We start from the raw sequence: 19738 nt of genomic DNA, 5'->3' as shown, positions 1-19738 counted from the left end.
GGACCGCGACCAATGAGTACGGAACCAAGGTGATAGACGGACGAATGTGTGACACGCGTCGCGAGCCGATGGCTGCTATCACGCTGCAACTATCGACGATCGCGGACGGATTTCGCACGGACCCGATCGCGCTGAACGATGCCACACTTTTTCAGAGCCGCCCCGGCGCATTGCGCCTCGTGCCGGTCGTTTGCCCGCGACGCTGCGACGGAATTGCCCACTTGTCCAATTGTTGCCGGAAAATCGTCGGTATCGACTGTCAATAGCGCGGAGTGAAGCACTGTGTTTGGGAGACGCGCCTGGATGAGTCTGGCTCAAGACCGCCCGAGAACGAAAGCCGCGGCTGCCCTCAACGACCTTCTCTCGGGAAGCGACGATCCGGTGACGCGCGGGTTGCGCCAGGCTGTCAAACGCATGGCCGGCATCGGCGTGTTCAGCGGCGTCATCAACATCCTGATGCTCTCGGGCTCGGTTTATATGATGCAGGTCAATGATCGCGTCGTTCCGAGCAAGAATCTCGCCACGCTCGTCGGCCTGTCGGTGATGATTCTAGCCGTCTATCTGATTCAGGGTTATTTCGACGCGTTGCGCACCCGCATGCTGTGCCGGGTGGCGACCGTGTTCGACGCGAGCTTGCAGGACGCGATTCATCACGCTCTGGCCACCCTGCCCCTGCGCGGCACCAAGCCGATGCTGATGCAGCAGCCGCTGCGCGATCTCGACCAGCTGCGCGCCTTTATGTCGAGCATGGGACCAACCGCCTTTCTCGACATGCCATGGATACCAATCTTCCTGATCGGCATGTTTCTGTTTCATCCGCTGATCGGCATCACGGCCGTCATCGGCACGGCCGGAATCATCTCGATGACGCTGGTGACCGACCGGTTGTCGCGTCAGGCGAGCAAATCCGCCAGCGATACGAGCGCCGCGCGGCAGGTTCTCGCCGATGCCACCCAGCGCAATGCCGAGGTGATTCGCGCGCTCGGAATGCTGGATCGCTTCTCGGCACGCTGGAACGCCGTCAACGAGCGCTATCTGAAGGACAACATTCGCGCGAGCGATGTCTACGCCAATCTCGGGGCCGCCGCGAAAGTGCTGCGCTTCATCCTGCAGTCGGGCATGCTCGGCATCGGCGCGGCGCTCGTCGTCTCCGAGCAGGCCTCCGGCGGCGTGATGATGGCCTCGTCGATCCTGATGGGCCGCGCGCTCGCCCCGATCGAGATCGCACTTGGCAGCTGGAAACAGCTGGTCGCCGCGCGCCAGGGCATCGCGCGTCTGCGCGATATCTGCAAGGCCACCGCCAGGCCGGAAGCGCCGCCGGTCGCGTTGCCCCGCCCGTTCCGCGAGCTGACCGTACAGGAGCTGACGGTCACCGCGCCGGGCACCGATCGGCCGATTGTTCAAAACGTGTCGTTCTCGATCAAGGCAGGCACGGGTCTGGCACTGCTCGGCGCGAGTGCCTCCGGCAAGACCTCGCTCTCGAAGGCGCTGGTCGGCATCTGGCCTGCACAGCATGGATCCGTCCGCCTCGACGGCGCAGCGCTCGACCAATGGAGCAACGAGGATCTTGGCCGCCACATCGGCTACCTGCCGCAGGACGTTGCCCTGTTCGACGGCAGCATCGCCGACAACATCTGCCGCTTCGACGAGAATGCGAGCTCGGATGCGATTCTGAAGGCGGCGCAGATCGCCGGCGTGCACGACATCATCCTCCGGCTGCCGGAAGGCTATTCGACGCGAATCGGCCAAGGCGGCATGTCGCTGTCGGCCGGTCAGCGGCAGCGCGTGGGTCTGGCCCGCGCGGTGTATGGCGATCCCTTTCTCATCGTCCTCGACGAGCCGAATGCCAATCTGGACACCGACGGCGAGAACGCGCTCAGCCGCGCCATTCAGATCATGCGGCAGCAGAACCAGAGCATCGTGATCGTGATTTCGCACCGTCCCAGCGCGCTGAATGCGCTCAACATGGCGCTGGTGCTGTACGAGGGCAAGGCGATCGCATTCGGTCCCTGCCAGGAGATCTTTGCCCGCGTCGCCGGAGCCAACAAGGCCGCGGGACCCGCCGTCGCGCATGCCCCCGCTCCGCCCAGGGTAGCTGCTCCCGCAGCGGCGCCAAATCCGAACGCCCGCTCGCTTCGTCGCGCCGCCCCAGCAGAAAGCGCTTGATCAATGAAACACATCAACGACTTCAGGCCGTTCGACGACGACGATTATGTGCGACCGAAGACTCGCGCGGTCGGTCCGCAGGGCGATGCATTGATTCTCGAGCTGCAGCGGCTGCAGGGCGCATTCGACGACGGCTCCGACGAGGACCCGCGGCAGCGCCACGGCACACGGGACGGCGGCAAGAAGCGACGGCGTCCGCCACCGTCGCCAGGCAGGCCAAAGCCGCGTTCGAAGAAGAAGGGCAGCACCATGGGCCGCGCCCTCGGTGCGTCGCTGTCGCTGTTCGGTCTCGGCGCCCAGGCGCCCCGGACACGCCGGGGTGAAGGCATCCGCGAGATGGACTGGCAGCAGCCCGCACCGATGCGCGGCAACGAGCCGGAGCTGTCGCCGCCGCCGCGCCATCCGCCCGCGCGCATGGCGGGCAGCAATTCGGCGCCCCTGCTCGACCTGCAGGATGCACGACGCGACGGCAATTTCGGCGTCGGCGCGCCGCGCGCGGTCGGGCAGCAGAACCTTCCCGCCCGTCTGGCGCATGCGCCTGCCGTTCCGCAAACCCGTGTCGGCCGCCTGGTCGGTACCGCCGGTACGGCCTTGACCACCGGCATGACCTTCATTGCGACGCAAGGAACGGCGGCCGATCTCGACGACGGTTCGGACGAATCGCTGGTGCCGCGCGTCAGCCGCATGTTCGAGAACGAGTTGCGTCTCGGCTTGCGGGTGCTGCTTGTCGCCGGCGTTCTCGGCGGCGGCTGGCTGACCCTCGTGCCGCTCGCCGGCGCGATCGTGGTTCCCGGCAATCTCGTGGTGCAATCCAACGTGAAGGCCATTCAGCATCCGACCGGCGGCATTGTCGCGGAAATCAAGGTCGACAACGGCAAGCGCGTCGCGGCGGGCGATCTGCTCGTGCGGCTCGACGCTACGCAGAGCCAGGCCCAGCTCCAGGCGATCACCAAGCAATTGAACGAGCAGCGCGCCAAGATTGCGCGGCTCTCGGCCGAGCGTGACGGTCTCGATCAGCCGGACTATCCGTCCACTCTGACCTCACGTCAGGACGATCCGAACGTCCGCACCGTGATCGCGTCGGAGAACGCGCTGTTCAAGGCCCGTGCCACGACCCGCAAGAGCCAGAAAGAGCTGCTGCAGGGCCGCATCGTCCAGCTGAACAACGAAATCAGCGGCATGGAGTCTCAGCTCGAATCCAAGAACAAGCAGATCGAGCTGATCAAGGGCGAGTTGGCCGGCGTGCAGGAGCTCTATGACAAGCGGCTCGTTCCGCTGACGCGACTGACCACGCTGCAGCGGGAAGCCGCTCGGATCGACGGTGAACGCGGCCAGCTGGTGTCCAGCGTGGCGGAGACGAGGTCCAAGATCAGCGAAGCCGAGCTCCAGACCGTCAAGATCGATCAGGATTTCCGCAGCGAGGTGGTCAAGGACCTCAGCGAGTCCCAGGCCAAGGAAGGCGATCTGGTCGAGAAGGGCGTCGCCGCGCGCGACCAGCTCGATCGCATCGAGATGCGCGCGCCGAACTCCGGCACCATCCACCAGCTCGCGATCCACACCATCGGCGGCGTCATCAAGCCGGGTGAGACCGTCATGGAGCTGGTCCCCGATTCGGACGAACTGCAGGTCGAAGGGCACGTCCAGCCCAAGGATATCGATCACGTTCACACCGGGCAGGATGCGATGGTCCACTTCAACGCCTTCAACCAGCGCACCACGCCGAAATTGAGCGGCCAGGTCTCGTTCGTGTCGCCTGATATCACCAATGACCCACGAACCGGCTCCACCTTCTACACGGTCAGGATCACGCTGTCCGACGAGGAGCGCAAGCGGCTCGGCAACGTCAACCTGATGCCCGGCATGCAGGCCGAAGTCTACGTTCAGACCGGCAGCCGGACGATGCTCAGCTATCTGATGAAGCCGGTTCTCGATCAGTGGCGCCGCGCCTTCGTGGAGTAACAAGACCGAACGGCCGCGGTCGGCGTCATCGCTCACGAATGAACGCAGATCGCGTCAGCACCTCGACATGAACGTTGCAAATTTTCCCCGCACCTCAGACCCGGCGATGGTGCCGGCAAGTGCGTTACCGTCCGCCCAGCCCGGCGCCCGCACCGAGGCGTCTGATCACGCACGCAAGCCGCGACTGCCGCCGCCAGCGGCCGTGCCGACCCAGGAGGGTCCCCAGGGGCTGCGCTTCGACTTCAACGACGGCTGTCGTGTCATGCTGCCCGACACCGGACACGCCTGGCACGTCCGATTGAGCGATCTCGAGACCGCCAACGTCCTGTTCGACATCGACCTGCGTTCTGGGCACGTCAACAGCAGCAAACGCTACTTTGTCCCGTTCAGGCTCGAAGTGTGGTCAGGGCCCGAGCTGCTGCTGTGCCACGACTATGACGCCACCGACCGCGACGTCCTGATCCAATTCCCGGTCGGCACGATCGGCGACATCATCGGCTGGATGAGCTATGCAGTGAAGTTCAAGGACCTGCATCGGTGCCGCCTGAGCTGTGCGATGGGCGAGCCGCTGATCCCGCTGTTCCGCGACGCCTACCCTGACATCGCATTCCTCAGCCACGAGACGGTCCAGCCGGAGCGATACTACGCAACCTACTCGGTCGGGCTGTTCTTCGACGATGCCGAGCTGGTCCATCAGCCCTATGATTTCCGGCAGGTCGGCCTGCATCGGACCGCAGCTCACATTCTCGGCGTGGATCCGGCCGAGCGTCCACCTCGCGTCGCGTTGAGCGAAGACAGCCGTCCCATCGACGACCCCTATGTCTGCATCGCCATGCAGGCAACGACCGCGTGCAAGCACTGGAACAATCCCGAGGGCTGGCAGAGCATCGTGGCCTTCCTCCGCGCGACCGGCTATCGCGTGATCTGCATCGATCAGACCGCGGAGCGCAGCCACGGCGCCTACCGGACGCAAATTCCCGCCGCAGCCGAGGATCAGACCGGCGACCGGCCGCTGCCCGAGCGTGCCCGCTGGCTCAAGCATGCCGCATTCTTCATCGGGCTTTCCTCGGGGTTGTCATGGCTGGCCTGGGCGGTCGGCACTCCGGTCGTGCTGATCAGCGGCTTCACCCACCCGACCAACGAGTTTGCGACCCCCTATCGGGTCATCAACCATCACGCCTGCAACAGTTGCTGGAATGATGCCAGTCATCGCTTCGACCATGAGGACTTTCTGTGGTGCCCGCGATGGCAGGGCACGTCCCGACAGTTCGAATGCACGCACCTGATCACGGCCGCGCAGGTCGAGGGCATGTTGCGCCGAATTCCCGGCTTCGGACAGGGATTGCATCCGCAACCGCGCACCTCTCAGCAGCAGGCGGCGCCTGCGCCCTTTGATCGGCATCGAACCTCGAGGGCAGAGTCGGCGCCGGAATCCGTGGAGAGCGACGAACCGGTCGCGCTCGCAGCACTGCTGGCGCGACCGTGCGGCGACGTTGCCCGCGGGGGCCTTGCAGTCGGCGTCACGGTCGCCGCCGGCAGGCTGCTGGATCAGGCTGCCGCCGGCATCGCGGAAGGCGATCACGCAGCCACCGCGAGCGATCTCATGGGCGCGTTGCAGAACTACAAGCAGAGCATCGCCATCGTCAGGTACCTGACCGCAGCCAATCCGGACGACGCCGGGTTTCAACGCAACCTCTCGGTCGCCTTGAACCGCATTGGCGCCGTGTTGTTCGTTCAGCGAAACCTCGAGGCTGCGCATGCCGCCTATTCCGCCAGCCTCGCCATCATCCGGAAGCTGACCGCAGCTCACCGCGGCAATCTCAGCTTTGAGCGCGACCTCGCGTGGTGCCACGCTCTGCTGGCGGACGTGCTCGCCGCCCAGGGCCGCCATGCCGAAGCCTTCGAGCAGCGTCGCGCCAATACCGCGCTGATCACCCACCTCGCCAACACGGTCGCCAACGATCCGTCGCTGCAGCAGGCGCTTGCAAATTCCTACCAGAGTCTGGGCGATGCCTTCATTCCACTCGGCAACATCGACGGCGCGCTCGCCGTCTACCGGATCAGCCTGGGCCTGACCAAGCAAGGGCTGGACGCGAACGGGCAGAATGACCCGGCCTGGAATCAGATCTACACTACACTGCTGCAGAAGATCAGGACTGCGCTCCTGGCACAGCGTCAGGCCGCGCCGCCGTCCTGAACGGCGCACGGCGAGGTCGGCCGATACGCCCAGGCGCGTTCGCCTCTCACTCCCCCGGACAGACGATCCATCGTGGCGTTTTTCCAGCAATCGCGCTGCGACAATGCCGCGCGCCCTCGTCGCTGGGCAGCCTTAGGCGCATCAGACCAACCCTGCGTCTCATCTCCGGAGACCGGCCACTCACCGGCGAGATGCAGGCAGCATCTTGACGACAACATGCAATTCGCGCCCGATCGCCGCACCCCGCATTTGCTGCTTGCCGCCAGAAATCAATCACTTGGCACGCGATCGCGGCGCATCTGTCACAGATCCGCGATGTCCCGAGAACAACATATTTGCGGACTCCCCCACGCCTTTTTTGGCCCGATTGCTCCGAGCATATAGCGAGGTGCGACAAAGTAGCGCGCGTCAGAAAAGCGCGCGACACAGCGGCGCACGGGCGTGAGGCGCGGCGCAGCACGTCCGACGCAGGGCCGATGCGCTTCCGCATCGTCCGGCCAGTTTCGGTACGGGGCCCTGCCGGGCGTCGGATGAACTTGGGGAGAGATGATCTATGGCGAATAACACCTTCAACCCGACGGCGCTGGCCAACGGAACGTCGAACCTGCTGGTGCGCGCCTCAGCGCTCAAGATGTCGACCGACCTCGTCCAAGCCGGCGTGGTGTTCAACGATGCGGTGCGCGCCTCGCTCGGCCTGTTCACGCAGGCAGGCAGCGGCAACTCGAACCCGTTCCTCGGCAGCTACACGACCGATCTCCACGCCGTACAGAACGACATCGCCGCGATGCTCGCAAATCCCGGCCAGGTGACCCTGGGCGGCCAGGCCTTCACGCTGAATGCGACCGACACCGCCGTTCTCACCAACGTGCAGGCGCAGATCTCGACGCTGCTCACGGCCGCACCGCAGACCACGAATGCTGCGACGATCACAGCCGCGGATCAGACCCTGCACGCGGTCCAGCAGGAGATCCTGCAGGAGATCAACGGCGACGCGCATCTGTCCGGCGCGCTCAACAAGGTCAACTTCCTCGCCAACACCGGCGGCCAGGACGTCGGCTTCCAGAACACGCCGGCCGGTGCCGATGATGCGGCGACCTTGGCCGCAGCGACCGCAGGCAACACGCTGAAGGATGTCGGCCTCGTCTTCAACAAGGTCGTCGACCTCGCCTCCGGCGGCATCAGCACCGCGAACCTGCAGGAGGTAACGAACGACCTCACCGCAATCTCGCAGGGCCTGACCAACATCCTCAACAACAAGACCCAGCTGGCGCAGATCGAGAAGGGCGAAACGGCGAACGCGGCCGCGCTCACGACCATCCATCTGCAAACGGTGCTCGGGCAGATCAATCTCGAGCTCAACCAGTATGCCAAGGCGGAAACAACCGGCAATCAGGCTGCGCTGCGCGGCACGGCGGACAATCTGCTCGACAGCATCGACATCATTCAGAACGACGCCAATCTGAACAAGGCCGCGGGCGGCAACGGCATGCCGGGCCATGCCGGCGGGTTCGCGGAGGATCCGGGCGGGTTGACCGGCACGGTCACCAAGTTCCAGGACAACCAGGCGCAGACGAATTTCTGGGCCGCCTTCTTGGCGGAAGGCAACACCATCAACGCGACCCTGCAGAAGATCGCAACCGGCGGAGCGCAGGCCAGCGCCGCACTGGTCACTCAGATCCAGAACTATCAGGCATTTGGCGCCAATTTCGATGCCGCGCAAGGCAACGTCTTCCGTGGCCGCTTCGACAACGAGCTTCTGAGCGGCACGCTCGAAGCCGACACGGCGGCCGCGGTGAAGGGCCTGCAAGGCATCCTGAACGGCGATACGGGCGCTGCGCTTGCCGCAGACAAGGCGATGCTCGCCGCGGCCGGCCAGGGCTTCGCGGCCGACGCCATGGACGTTTCCGGCAACAACATCGCGATCGGCGGCGCGACCTATGTCGGCTCGGCGACCACGGTCTCGACGGCCACGTCGGTGCACGGACTCGCCCAGGGCACGATCCCGGTCACGGCAACCCCGAACATTGCCAACGGCACCGGCGGCTCATCGTCGACGCCGCCGGCTGGTGGCGCCACGCCGGTGAATTTCAGCCCGACCGCGCTTGCCAACGGCACCTCGAACCTTTTGACCCGTGCCACGGCGATCCAGCATTCGACCGACCTGGTGCAGGCTGGCGTCGTCTTCAACGACGCGGTGCGCGCCTCGCTCGGCCTCTTCAGCCTCGCCAACAGCGGCAACTCGCCGGCCTTCCTCACCAGCTACCAGGCCGACATCACGGCGGTGCAGACCGATATTGCGGCGATGCTGGCCAACCCTGGTCAGGTCACGCTCGGCGGCAAGACCTTCGCCCTGAACGCGACCGACACGGCGGTGCTGACCAATGTCGAGGGGCAACTGGGCACACTGCTGCAGGCGGCGGGACAGTTCGCCAACGCCAGCACATCGGCAGCGGCAAGCCAGACGATCCACGCGCTGCAGCAGGAAATCCTCGGCGAAATCCACAACGACGCGCATCTGGCGAACGCGTTGAACAACGTCCCCTTCCTCGCCAATACCGGCGGCCAGGACGTCGCCTTCCAGACGTCGCCCGCGGGCGCGGACGATCCGGCGAGTCTTGCCGCCGCTACCGCCGGCAACAGCCTGAAGGACGTTGGTCTGGTCTTCAACAAGGCCGTCGAGGTCGCCTCGGGCGGCATCAACACCGGTAACCTTGCCGAGGTGACCGCGGACTTCACCGCCGTCCAGCACGGACTGACGGCCATCCTCAACAACAAGACCCAGCTCGCGCAGATCGAGGCTGGCGAGACTGCCAACGCCGCGGCGCTGACGACGATCCATCTGCAGACAGCGCTCGGCCAGATCAACCTGCAGCTGGGCAAGTATGATCAGGCTGCGACCACCGGCAATCAGGCCGCTCTCCGCGGCACGGCCGACAACCTGCTCGACATCATCGACATCATCCAGGGCGACACCAACCTCAACATGGCGGCAGGTGGCAACGGCAACGCCGGCCATGCGGGCGGCTTTGCCGAGGATCCGGGCGGGCTCAAGGGGACGGTCACCAAATTCCAGGACAACCAGGCACAGACGAATTTCTGGGCCGCATTCCTGGCCGAGGCCAACACCATCAACGCCACGCTGCAGAAAATCTCGACCGGCGGTGCGCAGGCGAGCGCGGCCCTGATCGCGCAGATCCAGAACTACCAGCAGTTCGGCGCCAATTTCGACGCCGCCCAGGGGGCCGTGTTCCAGGGTCGGTTCGACAACGAACTGCTCAGCGGCACGCTCGAAGCCGACACCGCCAACGCGGTCAAGGGCCTGCAAGGCATCCTCAACGGCGACACCGGCGCAGCACTTGCGGCAGACAAGGCGATGGTCGCCGCGGCCGGCCAGGGCTTTGCCGCCGACGCCATGGACGTCTCCGGCAACAACATTCCGGTCAATGGCGGCACCTATGTTGGGACGGCCACGACGGTCTCGGCGGCAACCTCCATCAAGGGGACCGCGCACGGCACCATTCCGGTCACCGCGACACCGAACCTGGCCAACGGCACCGGCGGCACTGCTGCGGCAGGAACCACCGCCGCCGGTGGCGCTGCAGCCGGTGGCACCGCGGCGAACGGAGGCACGTCGACCGGCGGAACGGCGGCTGGCGGCACGTCGACGGGTACCACGGCCAACAACGGCAGCAACGCCACGCATCACAGCGATCATCACCATCATCACGATCAAAGCCAGGGCGCGCATATGAGCCAGGCCGCGGCTGCCGGGCCCGACATGTCGCATCTCCACGCGATGCATCACATGTGGGGTTGACGAGGCAGCCGCAGCAGCCGCTGCGGCTGGGATACGGATACCCGGGAGCACAAGCAGATGAGGTCCACTCGCGCAGTGCTCCCGGGGGAAATGAGAAGGACAATGAGCCGGGCGAGACGACACGCGTTGAAGAAGGAGGCCTCGGAAGATCAACAAAGATGCACGTTCCGTTCCGCACCGCGGAGGCTCGTCACGCTGGAACTTTTCTAAGGAGAGATCGGTGACCGGTCGCAAGATCGGGGCAACTTCTTGTCTGGACCGTGCGTCGAAGCGCCGCTGAGCGACGATGTTGCGGGGATGCCACGACAGAAATCAACGAGTTAGTAAGCTTCCGACCGTCGCCGTGACCCGGCTGCGACAGGAGCCATTTGCCCGAACAACATCATATTTGAGGACTCCGCGGCGCTTCTTTTGGCCCCATTGGAGCAAATAATTCCCAGGTGCTCTGAGGCTGCGACATTTCGCCCGTTCCGCGAAGGAGCGAACGAGACGTCGCTGCCCGATCAACGCCCGCGTGCTGCCGATACGCCAAGCAGCAGACGCCGGGTTGAAACTTGGGGAGATGATCAATGGCAGCCAATACCTTCAACCCGACGGCGCTGGCGAATGGCACGTCCAATCTGCTGGTTCGCGCCTCTGCGCTCAACCCGTCGACCGACCTCGTCCAGGCCGGCGTCGTGTTCAACGACGCGGTTCGCATCTCGACCGGTCTGTTCTCGACGCCCCAGAACAGCGGCAACTCCAACCCGTTCCTCGGCAGCTACACCACAGACCTGCATGCCGTGCAGAACGACATCAACGCGATGCTGGCCAATCCCGGAGATGTCACGATCGGCGGCAAGGCATTCACGCTCAACGCGACCGACACCGCGGTGCTCACCCAGGTCTCGAACGAGATCACGACGCTGATCAACGCCGCGCCCAACACGACCAACCCGGCGACCCTCGCCGAGGCCGACCAGACCATCCACAACGTGCAGATGCAGATCCTGGCGCAGATCCAGGGTGACGCGCATCTCTCGGCCGCGCTCAACAACGTTCCCTTCCTGGCCAACACGGGTGCCATGGACGTGGCGTTCCAGAGCCTTCCCGCCGGCAACGACAGCGCCACCAATCTCGCTGCAGCGGCCGCGGGCGACCTGACCGCCATCGGAACGGTGTTCAATGCCGCCGCTGACCTTTCGCTGGGCGGCATGAGCGCCAACAACATCAACCAGATCCAGGCTGATTTTACGGCCGTGACGCAGGGCCTTCAGGCGATCCTGAATGACCCCGCGAAGCTCGCTGCGATTGAAGCCGGTGAAACCGCCGTTGCGGCCCAAACGACGACACTTCACCTGATGACGCTGCTCAGCCAAGCAAACCTTCAGCTGAACAAATACGATGTCGCCGAGACGATGGCCAATCCGACGGCGCTGCGCGGCTCCGCCGACAACATCGTCGACATGATCGACGTGTTTCAGAACGACGCGGCGCTCAACGCAGCGGCGGGCGGCACCGGCGCGCCTGGTCACATCGGCGGGTTCTCCGAAATGCCCGGCGGCCTGACCGGGACCGTCACGAAGTTCCAGGATAATCAGGCGCAGACCAATTTCTGGGCGTCGTTCCTCGCCGAGGGCAATACGCTGGGTGCGAAGTTGGTTGCGGTCGCAAATGGAACAGGTACGGCGTCACAGGCCCTGATCGACCAGATCACGAACTACCAGAACTTTGGCGCCGCGTTCGATGCGGCGCAGGGGGCGGTGTTCAAGGGACGGTTCGACGACGAGCTCGCCGCCGGAGCTCTGCAGTCTGACACCATCATGGCCACCAAGGCATTGATGGGCATCATGAACGGCGACACGGGTGCTGCCCTGGCGACCGATCAGGCGATGTTGAAGGCTGCCGCCGCGAACTACATCGGCAATGCCGGAGACATTGCGGGCAACAACATCGCGATCGGCGGATCGGCCTACGTGACCTCAGCGACGAGCTTCGTGACAGCGACTGCGGTCAATGGCATTGCCCAGGGCACCGGCATGCCGGCGGGCGCCAATCCGAACATCGCCAACGGCACGGGCGGAACGCCTACGAGCACGACCACGCCCGGCGGCGGCATGGGCGGAGGTGGCACGACCGGTGGTGGCACCACCGGAGGCGGCACTGCGGGCGGCGGCACCACGGGTGGTGGGACGACCGGTGGCGGCACGACGGGCGGTGGAACGGCCGGCGGAGGAACCACCGGCGGCAACAACACCACCACGACGCATCACTGCGGCGGCCACCACAGCCATCATAGCAGCCACCACACGGCGGCAGCCGCGGCCACGGCCGCAACGGCGGCAGCAGCCTCGAGCGGTCCGGACATGTCCCACCACCACGCGATGCACCACATGTGGGGCTGACGCCTTCAGCAACCTGACCAACATTGGCCGGCGCAGATCCCTTGGGTCTACGCCGGCTCGTTGCGTGGTGGCAGCACCGGCCATCGACGCTGCACGGGGCCGGACAAGCTCCATCCGCTGCTCGAAGGGTTCTAGCCGACCGTTTGCGATCGGCCTCACCTAAGCCTCCGTTTCGCTTCAATCCGCCTCGACAACGGCATTCGTCGAACATTCAGCAAGTTGCCATCATGAACGAGCTCGCCGTCGCCTTCCGTCCCCGCCTCGTCCCCGCAGCGTCCGACGGCAGACAGCCGTCGGCGGCCGCGCTCAATGATCAAGCCTTGCGCATCGCCGAGCAGGCCTACCGGAAGGTTCTTTCGCTTCAGCCCCGTCATTTCCGCACCCTGTGCAGCCTCGCCATGGTCCGCCTGCAGCTCGGCGACACACATGAGGCACGCGACCTGCTCGACCAGGCCGCAGAGGAAGCCGGTGACGCCGCGGATCTGCACCTGTCGCTCGGCAAGTCCTTCGCAGGCCTCGGCGACCTCGCCAAAGCGAGCGCGCATCTGCAGCGCGCCGTCGCGCTCGACGAGACCTCGACCGAGGCCAGGCTTCTGCTCGGCAGCGCGCTCACCAGCCTCGGCGATCCTGCCGGCGCGGTTCGGCATCTGGAGCTGTTGCTGGCTGCGGACGCGGGCAGCGCCGATGCGCACCAGGCGCTCGGCTTTGCCTTGCAGCGCCTCGACCAGTACGAGCGCGCGCTCGCGCATCACGAGGCCGCACTCGACGCGCGGCCGGATTTCGCCGCAGCCGCCGCCAGCCTTGGCGACGCCTGCCGCATGCTTGGGCGGCACTCGGAAGCCATTGTCCACTACTCGCGCGCGCTCGCGATCCAGCCCAACGCGCCGGTCGTGCTGCTCAACATCGGCGGCTGTCAGCAGGCCACCGGTCAGCTCGACGCCGCGATCCACACCTATCAGCAGGCCCTTGCCCTGAACCCCCGGCTCGCAGAGGCGCACTACAATCTCGGCAATCTGCACCTGGAGATGAAGAGCGGCCCTGCCGCCATCTTCCATTACGAGCGTGCCATCGCCGCGCGGCCGGACTTCCCGGAGGCCCATAACAACCTCGCCAATGCGCTGCGATCGCGCGGCAAGCACGACCTGGCGCTCGCGCATTACGACGAGGCGGTACGCCGGCGCCCCGACTATGCCGTCGCCCACCGCAACCGCGGCGATGCGCTGCGCGACATCCAGCGCTACGAGGACGCCGTCGCGAGCTATCGAACCGCCCTCGCCCACGATCCCCGCGATGCCACGACGATGAACCATCTCGCTGGCGTGCTGATGATCCTGGGGCGGCTCGACGAGGCGGCGCTCGCGTATGAATCGGCCCTGGCTGTCAACCCGCGCAGTATCGGCACGCACCTCAATTACGGCGTGGTCAAGCCGTTCGCGGTCGACGACGCGCGCTGGGCACCTCTGCAGGATCTGGCCGCGAGATCGGAGACACTCACCGAGGATGCGCGCATCGCCCTGCACTTCACCCTCGGGCGGGCTTATGCCGACATCAAGGACGGCGAACGGTCGCTAGTGCACCTCAACGCCGGCAATGCTCTCGAGCGCCGCCGCATCAACTATGACGAGAACCAGACGCTGCGCCAGATCGAGCGCATCCGCGCGGTGTTCTCCAGGGACATGCTACAGGCGCGCGCAGGCCATGGCGATCCATCGCACGCGCCGGTGTTCGTCATCGGCATGCCCCGGTCCGGCACCAGCCTGGTCGAGCAGCTCCTCGCCAGCCATTCCGCCGTGCATGGCGCCGGCGAGGTCAACTATTTCGCGGCCGCCGCGGGGCTGTTCACCGATCGTGACCGCGGTGACTATCCGGAGATGCTCGCCAAGCTGTCCGACGCCGACATCACGACCCTCGCGCACGCCTATCTCGACCGGTTCACGGACCTGCCGGCGGACACCAAGCGCATCGTCGACAAGATGCCGTCGAACTTCCTGTTCGCCGGGCTGATCCATCTCGCGCTGCCGAATGCCCGGATCATTCACGTCCGGCGCAATCCGATCGACACCTGCCTGTCCTGCTACACCCAACTGTTCGCCGAGCCGCAGCCCTTCGCCTACGATCTGGCCGAGCTCGGCCGCTACTACCGGGCCTACGACGCCTTGATGAGCCATTGGCGCTCGGTGCTGCCAGAGGGCGTCATGCTGGAGGTGACGTATGAGGACATGGTGCGCGACTTCGATGCGCATGCCCGCAAGATCGTTGCGCATTGCGGGCTCGATTGGGATGATGCCTGCCTGTCGTTCCACGAGAACGAGCGTCCGGTGAACACCGCCAGCCTGGTCCAGGTCCGTAAGCCGCTGTTCTCCGGATCGGTCGGCCGCTGGCGCATGTATGGCGACCGGCTCAAGCCGCTGCTCGATGCGCTCGGCAGCGAGGCCGTGCGGCCGACGATTGCCGAGGCGATCGCGGGCGCCAAGCCGCCCCAGCCGGTGAACGTCGCTCCGCCCGTGGTGACGCCGACGACAGCATCGCTTTCCTTCGCTTCGCAGCAGGCCGGATCGCTGCAGACTCTGGCCGAAGGCGCCGCCGCCGTGGCAAAGAAGCTGCAAGGCCGCGGTGACTTCAAGGATGCCGAGACGATCTTCAAGCTGATCCTCGCGGGGCAGCCGAACCAGTTCGACGCGCTGGTCGGGCTCGGCATGGTCTGCACCACCGCCAACCGGCTCGACGAGGCCAAGGAGTTCTTCCGGCGCGCGGTCGCGGTGAACGACAAGTCCGCCGAGGCCCATGGCAGCATCGGAGCCGTCGAGGCCTCCGCCGGCCATTATGAGACGGCCGTCCAGCACTACGAGACGGCACTTGCGCTGGCGCCGGGCCACGCCGGCATCCTCTATGCCTTCGCCATGGTGCGCCAGAACCAGGGGCTGATCGACGAGGCGATGGCCCTGCTCCGGCGGGCGATCGACAACAAGCCGCAGCACCTCGATGCGCATTTTGCGCTCGGCAACCTGCTCTATACGGCGGGCAAGGATATCGAGGCGGCGAAGCACTATCTCAAGGTTCTCGACTTCAGTCCTGAACACGCCGAGACCCACAACAACATCGCCAACGTGCTGCTGCGCCAGGGCCATCGCGAGCGCGCCATCGAGCACTACAAGCGGGCGATCGCGAGCCGGCCCGACTATGCCGACGCCTATGGCAATCTCGGCAATGCCTTCCTTGAGCTCAACCGGCTCGAGGAATCGATCGAGCAGAACCTGCTGGCCATCAAGATCAAGCCGGAACGCTTCGGCTCCTACAACAATCTCGGCGTCGCCTACCAGGCGCTCGGCCGCTTCGACGAGGCGACGGCGGCGTTCCAGAAGGCCTTGGAGCTGGCGCCGGACGACGCGCCGATCCATCTCAATCTCGCGAACATGTCGAAGTTCAAGCCGGACGACAGCCGGCTTCCTGGTCTGCGGCAGCTCCTCGAACGCGTCGACCGTCTCGATCAGGAGAAGCAAATCGCAGCCCATTTCGCGATGGGCAAGGCGTTGTCCGACCTGAAGGACTACGACCAGGCCTTCTCGCATCTGCACAAGGCGAACACCCTCAAGCGCAAGACCTTCGACTACGACTCCGAGCAGCGGCTCGGCATGATGAAAAATGTCGCGGCGCGCTTCACGCCCGAGTTCTTTCGCATGGTTGCAGGGCACGGCGACGACTCCTGGGCCCCGATCTTCATCGTCGGCATGCCGCGCTCCGGAACCACCCTGATGGAGCAGGTGCTGGCCAGCCATTCCAAGGTCTTCGGCGCGGGCGAGCTCGAGACCTTCAAGGATCTCGTCGGCGAATGCGCCAACCGCCAGAAGGTCGTTCCGGCGTATCCCGATCTGATCACGCTGCTGCCACCCGAGGAGATGACGAAGATCGGTCAGGAGTACACCGCCCGCGTTCGGACGCTGGCGCCCGAGGCCGAGCGCATCGTCGACAAGATGCCGCTGAACTTCCTGTTCGTCGGGATGATCCATGCGGCGTTCCCGCGCGCCAGGATCATCAACACGCGGCGCGACCCGCTCGACAATTGCGTTTCCTGCTACTCGCTGCTGTTCACCGGCTCACAGCCCTTTGCTTACGACCTGACCGAGCTCGGCCACTACTACCGGGGCTATGAGGGCGTGATGGAACACTGGCACCAGGTGCTGCCGCCCGGCGTCCTGATGGACGTTCGATACGAGGATCTGGTCGACGACCTCGAGGGCGTGTCGCGCCGCGTGCTCGATCATTGCGGCCTCGACTGGGAGGATGCCTGCCTCGACTTCCATCGCACCGAGCGCATGGTGCGCACGGCGAGCCTGATGCAGGTGCGCGAGCCGATCTACCGCCGGTCGATCGGAAGCTGGCGCCGCTACGAGAAACATCTCGGACCGCTTTGCGAAGCCCTCGGCATCGACCTTCCGCCGCCGGAATCCACATGACCGCCGGCAAATAACCGGGTGCTGTTGCCCAGGGATTGGTGACAGGCGCGGCACCCGGCTATCCGGCCGCGCGGCGGAGCGGCCGGAGCATTGTGCTCCGTGGCCTTTAAGAAATTATCTTCGTCATATGCAGAAGCGTCAGTTTTAATACGCAGACCGACAACTAATTACACAATCAAAGGTTTATCTATCCACTCAGCCATTGGCTGAGGCGAATTGCGTTCGCAGACCGGCCAGATCGAACCCATGAGTCACCAGGATAGCACCTTCGGTTGTCCTTATCAGTTCAATTGATAGTTCGCTCCTGTGGGTTTGAGGCCCGTCGACGGGCATGCCGCGATGCGGCACCGGTCTGGACACAACCTTTAGGCGAGTTTCGGGCATCGGTCCTGCCTCGCGGTCCATCTGACGCTGCCGCCGGTCCCAACGAGGGTGTGTCATCCGCCACGGTCATCTCGGCCTGCACCTTGATGGCGCCCCACGGCATTCGGCGAGGTTGAAGCGCCCGCCCAACTCTGGCTCGCAGCAGCTTTCTCCTTTCCCGTTTGAATCCCCCCAGCGCCTCCACCGGCCGGACGAAGCCAGACTGTGACGACGGCCCAGCAGGCGCTTGACCTGGAGGCCAAGGCTTGGTTTGACCCGTTTCATCCGGTCAGAGCCCGACCGGATCCAGCCCCCAACCGTGGAAGATCCCTGACCATGCGCATCACTCTCGTCGGCTCCCGCCATTTCGGTGTCGCCACACTGAACATGCTGCGCGAGAGAGGAATCGAGATCGCGCGGGTCGTCGTTCATGATGGCGAGGACCGGCTCGCAGCCGCGGCGCGAGCAGCCGGGATCGAGGTCGTGGTCCAGGCCAATCCGAAGGTCGTGCCCGCCGGTGAGATCGCCCCCGACACGGACCTGATCGTCACGGCACATAGCCACGCCCGCGTCACCCACGAGGCCGTCGCAGCCGCCCGGCTCGGCGGCATCGGCTACCATCCCTCGCTGCTGCCGCGCCACCGGGGCATCGCCGCAGTGGAGTGGACCATCAAGGAGGGCGATCCGATCGCGGGCGGCACCATCTACCACCTCGCCGACCGCATGGATGCCGGCGCCATCGCCGCCCAGGAATGGTGCTTCGTCAAGAAGGGCGAGACCGCGCGCGAGCTGTGGGAGCGCGCTCTCGCACCGCTCGGGCTCAAGTTGCTCGGCGATGTCGTCGAATCGGCCAAGGCGACCGGCACGATTCCGGCCAAGCCGCAGGACGAGCAGTTCGCGACCAACGCGCCCAGCCTCACCCCGCACTGAACATCTGATCGCATCGCCCCGATAAGTTGTGGACATCCTCCCCGCTGGCGCCTTCGCGGTGCCCTGCGAACGGCAGCATGGGCGGTCAGCGGAAGGATGTGGGCGGTCGTCCGCTCATGGGGTGGGCGAAAGCGCAGTTTGCGCACAATGCCGCCCGAATGGCTCAAAGCCGGGTTCCGCATTAATCGTTAATGGACTGAAGTTGCTCGATAAAAATTCGTTGCGGCGCTGCGGCAAATTTTCGTCACAATTCCTCCAAATAAGGTACCAATCAAACGACATTGAGGGACAACGATTCATGCGTCTCGACCGCATTGGAATGGCTTTCGCCGCGTCGATCCTGGTGGGTAGCTCGGCCGCCCCCGCATTCGCCCAGTCGCCCTATGACGGTCAGTGGCAGGTGACGATTGTCACCAACAGTGGCAGCTGCGAGCCCACGGCCAGCTCGACCTTGATCGTCGCAGACGGTAAGATTTCTGCGGCTGGCGCCAATGTGTCGGGTTCGATTGGACGCGAAGGCCTCGTCAAGGTCTCCATCAATGGCGCATATGCGAATGGGCAGCTCAACGGCAATTCTGGCTCGGGCAAGTGGAACGGCGCCTCGGCCGGCATCCCCTGTAGCGGCCGCTGGCAGGCTTCGCGCCTGTAACGGCGCGCACACGCTCCTGAAGATGGTGCGGCGGGCCGCGGCCGCCGCCGTCGTTTTGACAGCGGGTATGACCGCTTCGCCGGGACACGCCGATCCGGGCCCCTTCACCGGCATGGCCGGAACGTGGGGCGGCAGCGGCACGGTTGCCCTTGAGGACGGCTCAACCGAGCGTATCCGGTGCCGGGCCAATTACGGCGTCTCGGGATCGCGGATGACGCTCGTCCTGACCTGCGCCAGCGATGCCTACAAGTTCGGGCTGCAGGCCGAGGTGATCGCTGAGGGCTCGGCCATCTCGGGGACCTGGAGTGAGACCAGCCGCGGCATCAATGGCGTGCTGCAGGGCCGTGGCGGCGGCGGCAACTTCCAGCTGCTCGCGACCACCGCCGGCTTCAACGCCAACATCGCGCTCGCCACCCGCGGCAAGAGGCAGTCCGTGTCGATCCGGGCCGACAGCCAGTTCCGCGCAGCCAACATTTCACTGTCGCGGTGATCTCGATCAACCGCCACGCTTGGCGCCGGGGATTGCACCTGCAGAGGGCGCCGGAGCAAGCTGCGCGGCGGTGCGCTTGATGGTCTTGGCGACCAGCAGCGCCTGCTCCCGCGTCATGGCGAAGTCCTGCACACCTTTATGGGTGGTCAGCGACAGCACCATGAGATGAGGCTCCCGCTCCGGCCAGCCGGTGGCAAAGGCGGTCACGAAGTCGGCTGAAGCGGCGCGTTCGGTCATGTCGTGTCTCTGGCTGCCTTGGGCTGTATCGCGGCGGTCGCTTTAGGACGAAACACAGCCACACTCCACGTTTTTCTCGATGACACGCGTCC

10 protein-coding genes are annotated in these 19738 nt (G+C 65.3%); 9 read left to right on the top strand and 1 reads right to left on the bottom strand.

All coding sequences use genetic code 11. From position 1 onward, the window contains the following. The first annotated feature begins 303 nt into the window (after positions 1–303). The 9 genes from ACQR0U_RS05900 (at position 304) to ACQR0U_RS05860 (ending at position 19409) form a co-directional block, all read left to right on the top strand. Positions 304–2166, top strand: a complete 1863-nt coding sequence (locus tag ACQR0U_RS05900; RefSeq protein WP_315711800.1) for a type I secretion system permease/ATPase — start codon at positions 304–306, stop codon at positions 2164–2166. Between the two features lie 3 nt (positions 2167–2169). Next, the gene (locus ACQR0U_RS05895) at positions 2170–4125 is read left to right on the top strand and encodes an HlyD family type I secretion periplasmic adaptor subunit (RefSeq protein ID WP_315711799.1); all 1956 of its coding nucleotides are present in this window, start codon (positions 2170–2172) and stop codon (positions 4123–4125) included. 67 nt (positions 4126–4192) lie between these two features. After that, the gene (locus ACQR0U_RS05890) at positions 4193–6322 is read left to right on the top strand and encodes an autotransporter strand-loop-strand O-heptosyltransferase (protein WP_434843073.1); all 2130 of its coding nucleotides are present in this window, start codon (positions 4193–4195) and stop codon (positions 6320–6322) included. 553 nt (positions 6323–6875) lie between these two features. Beyond that, entirely contained in the window at positions 6876–10139 is a 3264-nt protein-coding gene (locus ACQR0U_RS05885) for a beta strand repeat-containing protein (RefSeq protein WP_434843074.1), read from the top strand. Between the two features lie 569 nt (positions 10140–10708). Next, positions 10709–12523: a hypothetical protein gene (locus ACQR0U_RS05880; RefSeq protein ID WP_315827555.1), complete on the top strand. Its 1815-nt coding sequence runs from the start codon at positions 10709–10711 to the stop codon at positions 12521–12523. A gap of 227 nt (positions 12524–12750) precedes the next feature. After that, the gene (locus tag ACQR0U_RS05875) at positions 12751–16977 is read left to right on the top strand and encodes a sulfotransferase (RefSeq protein ID WP_434843075.1); all 4227 of its coding nucleotides are present in this window, start codon (positions 12751–12753) and stop codon (positions 16975–16977) included. 699 nt (positions 16978–17676) lie between these two features. After that, complete coding sequence (locus ACQR0U_RS05870; protein WP_315711792.1) at positions 17677–18270, top strand: formyltransferase family protein; 594 nt, start codon at positions 17677–17679, stop codon at positions 18268–18270. A gap of 298 nt (positions 18271–18568) precedes the next feature. Next, positions 18569–18919 carry a hypothetical protein gene (locus tag ACQR0U_RS05865; RefSeq protein WP_315751045.1) on the top strand — a complete coding sequence of 117 codons (351 nt, stop codon included), beginning with the start codon at positions 18569–18571 and terminating at the stop codon, positions 18917–18919. 22 nt (positions 18920–18941) lie between these two features. Continuing rightward, a complete protein-coding gene (locus tag ACQR0U_RS05860) occupies positions 18942–19409 on the top strand; it encodes a hypothetical protein (RefSeq protein WP_434843076.1) in 468 nt (155 codons plus the stop codon). 6 nt (positions 19410–19415) lie between these two features. Here ACQR0U_RS05860 and ACQR0U_RS05855 read toward each other — a convergent pair whose 3' ends face one another. Next, on the bottom strand, positions 19416–19646 hold the full coding sequence (locus ACQR0U_RS05855) for a hypothetical protein (protein ID WP_315711788.1): 231 nt from the start codon (positions 19644–19646) through the stop codon (positions 19416–19418). Positions 19647–19738 lie beyond the last annotated feature (92 nt).

It is taken from the genome of Bradyrhizobium sp. HKCCYLRH3097 (genome assembly GCF_051167875.1).
Lineage (GTDB): Bacteria > Pseudomonadota > Alphaproteobacteria > Rhizobiales > Xanthobacteraceae > Bradyrhizobium.
Note: the sequence above shows the minus strand (reverse complement) of the source record. Positions and strands in the feature narration are given on the sequence as shown.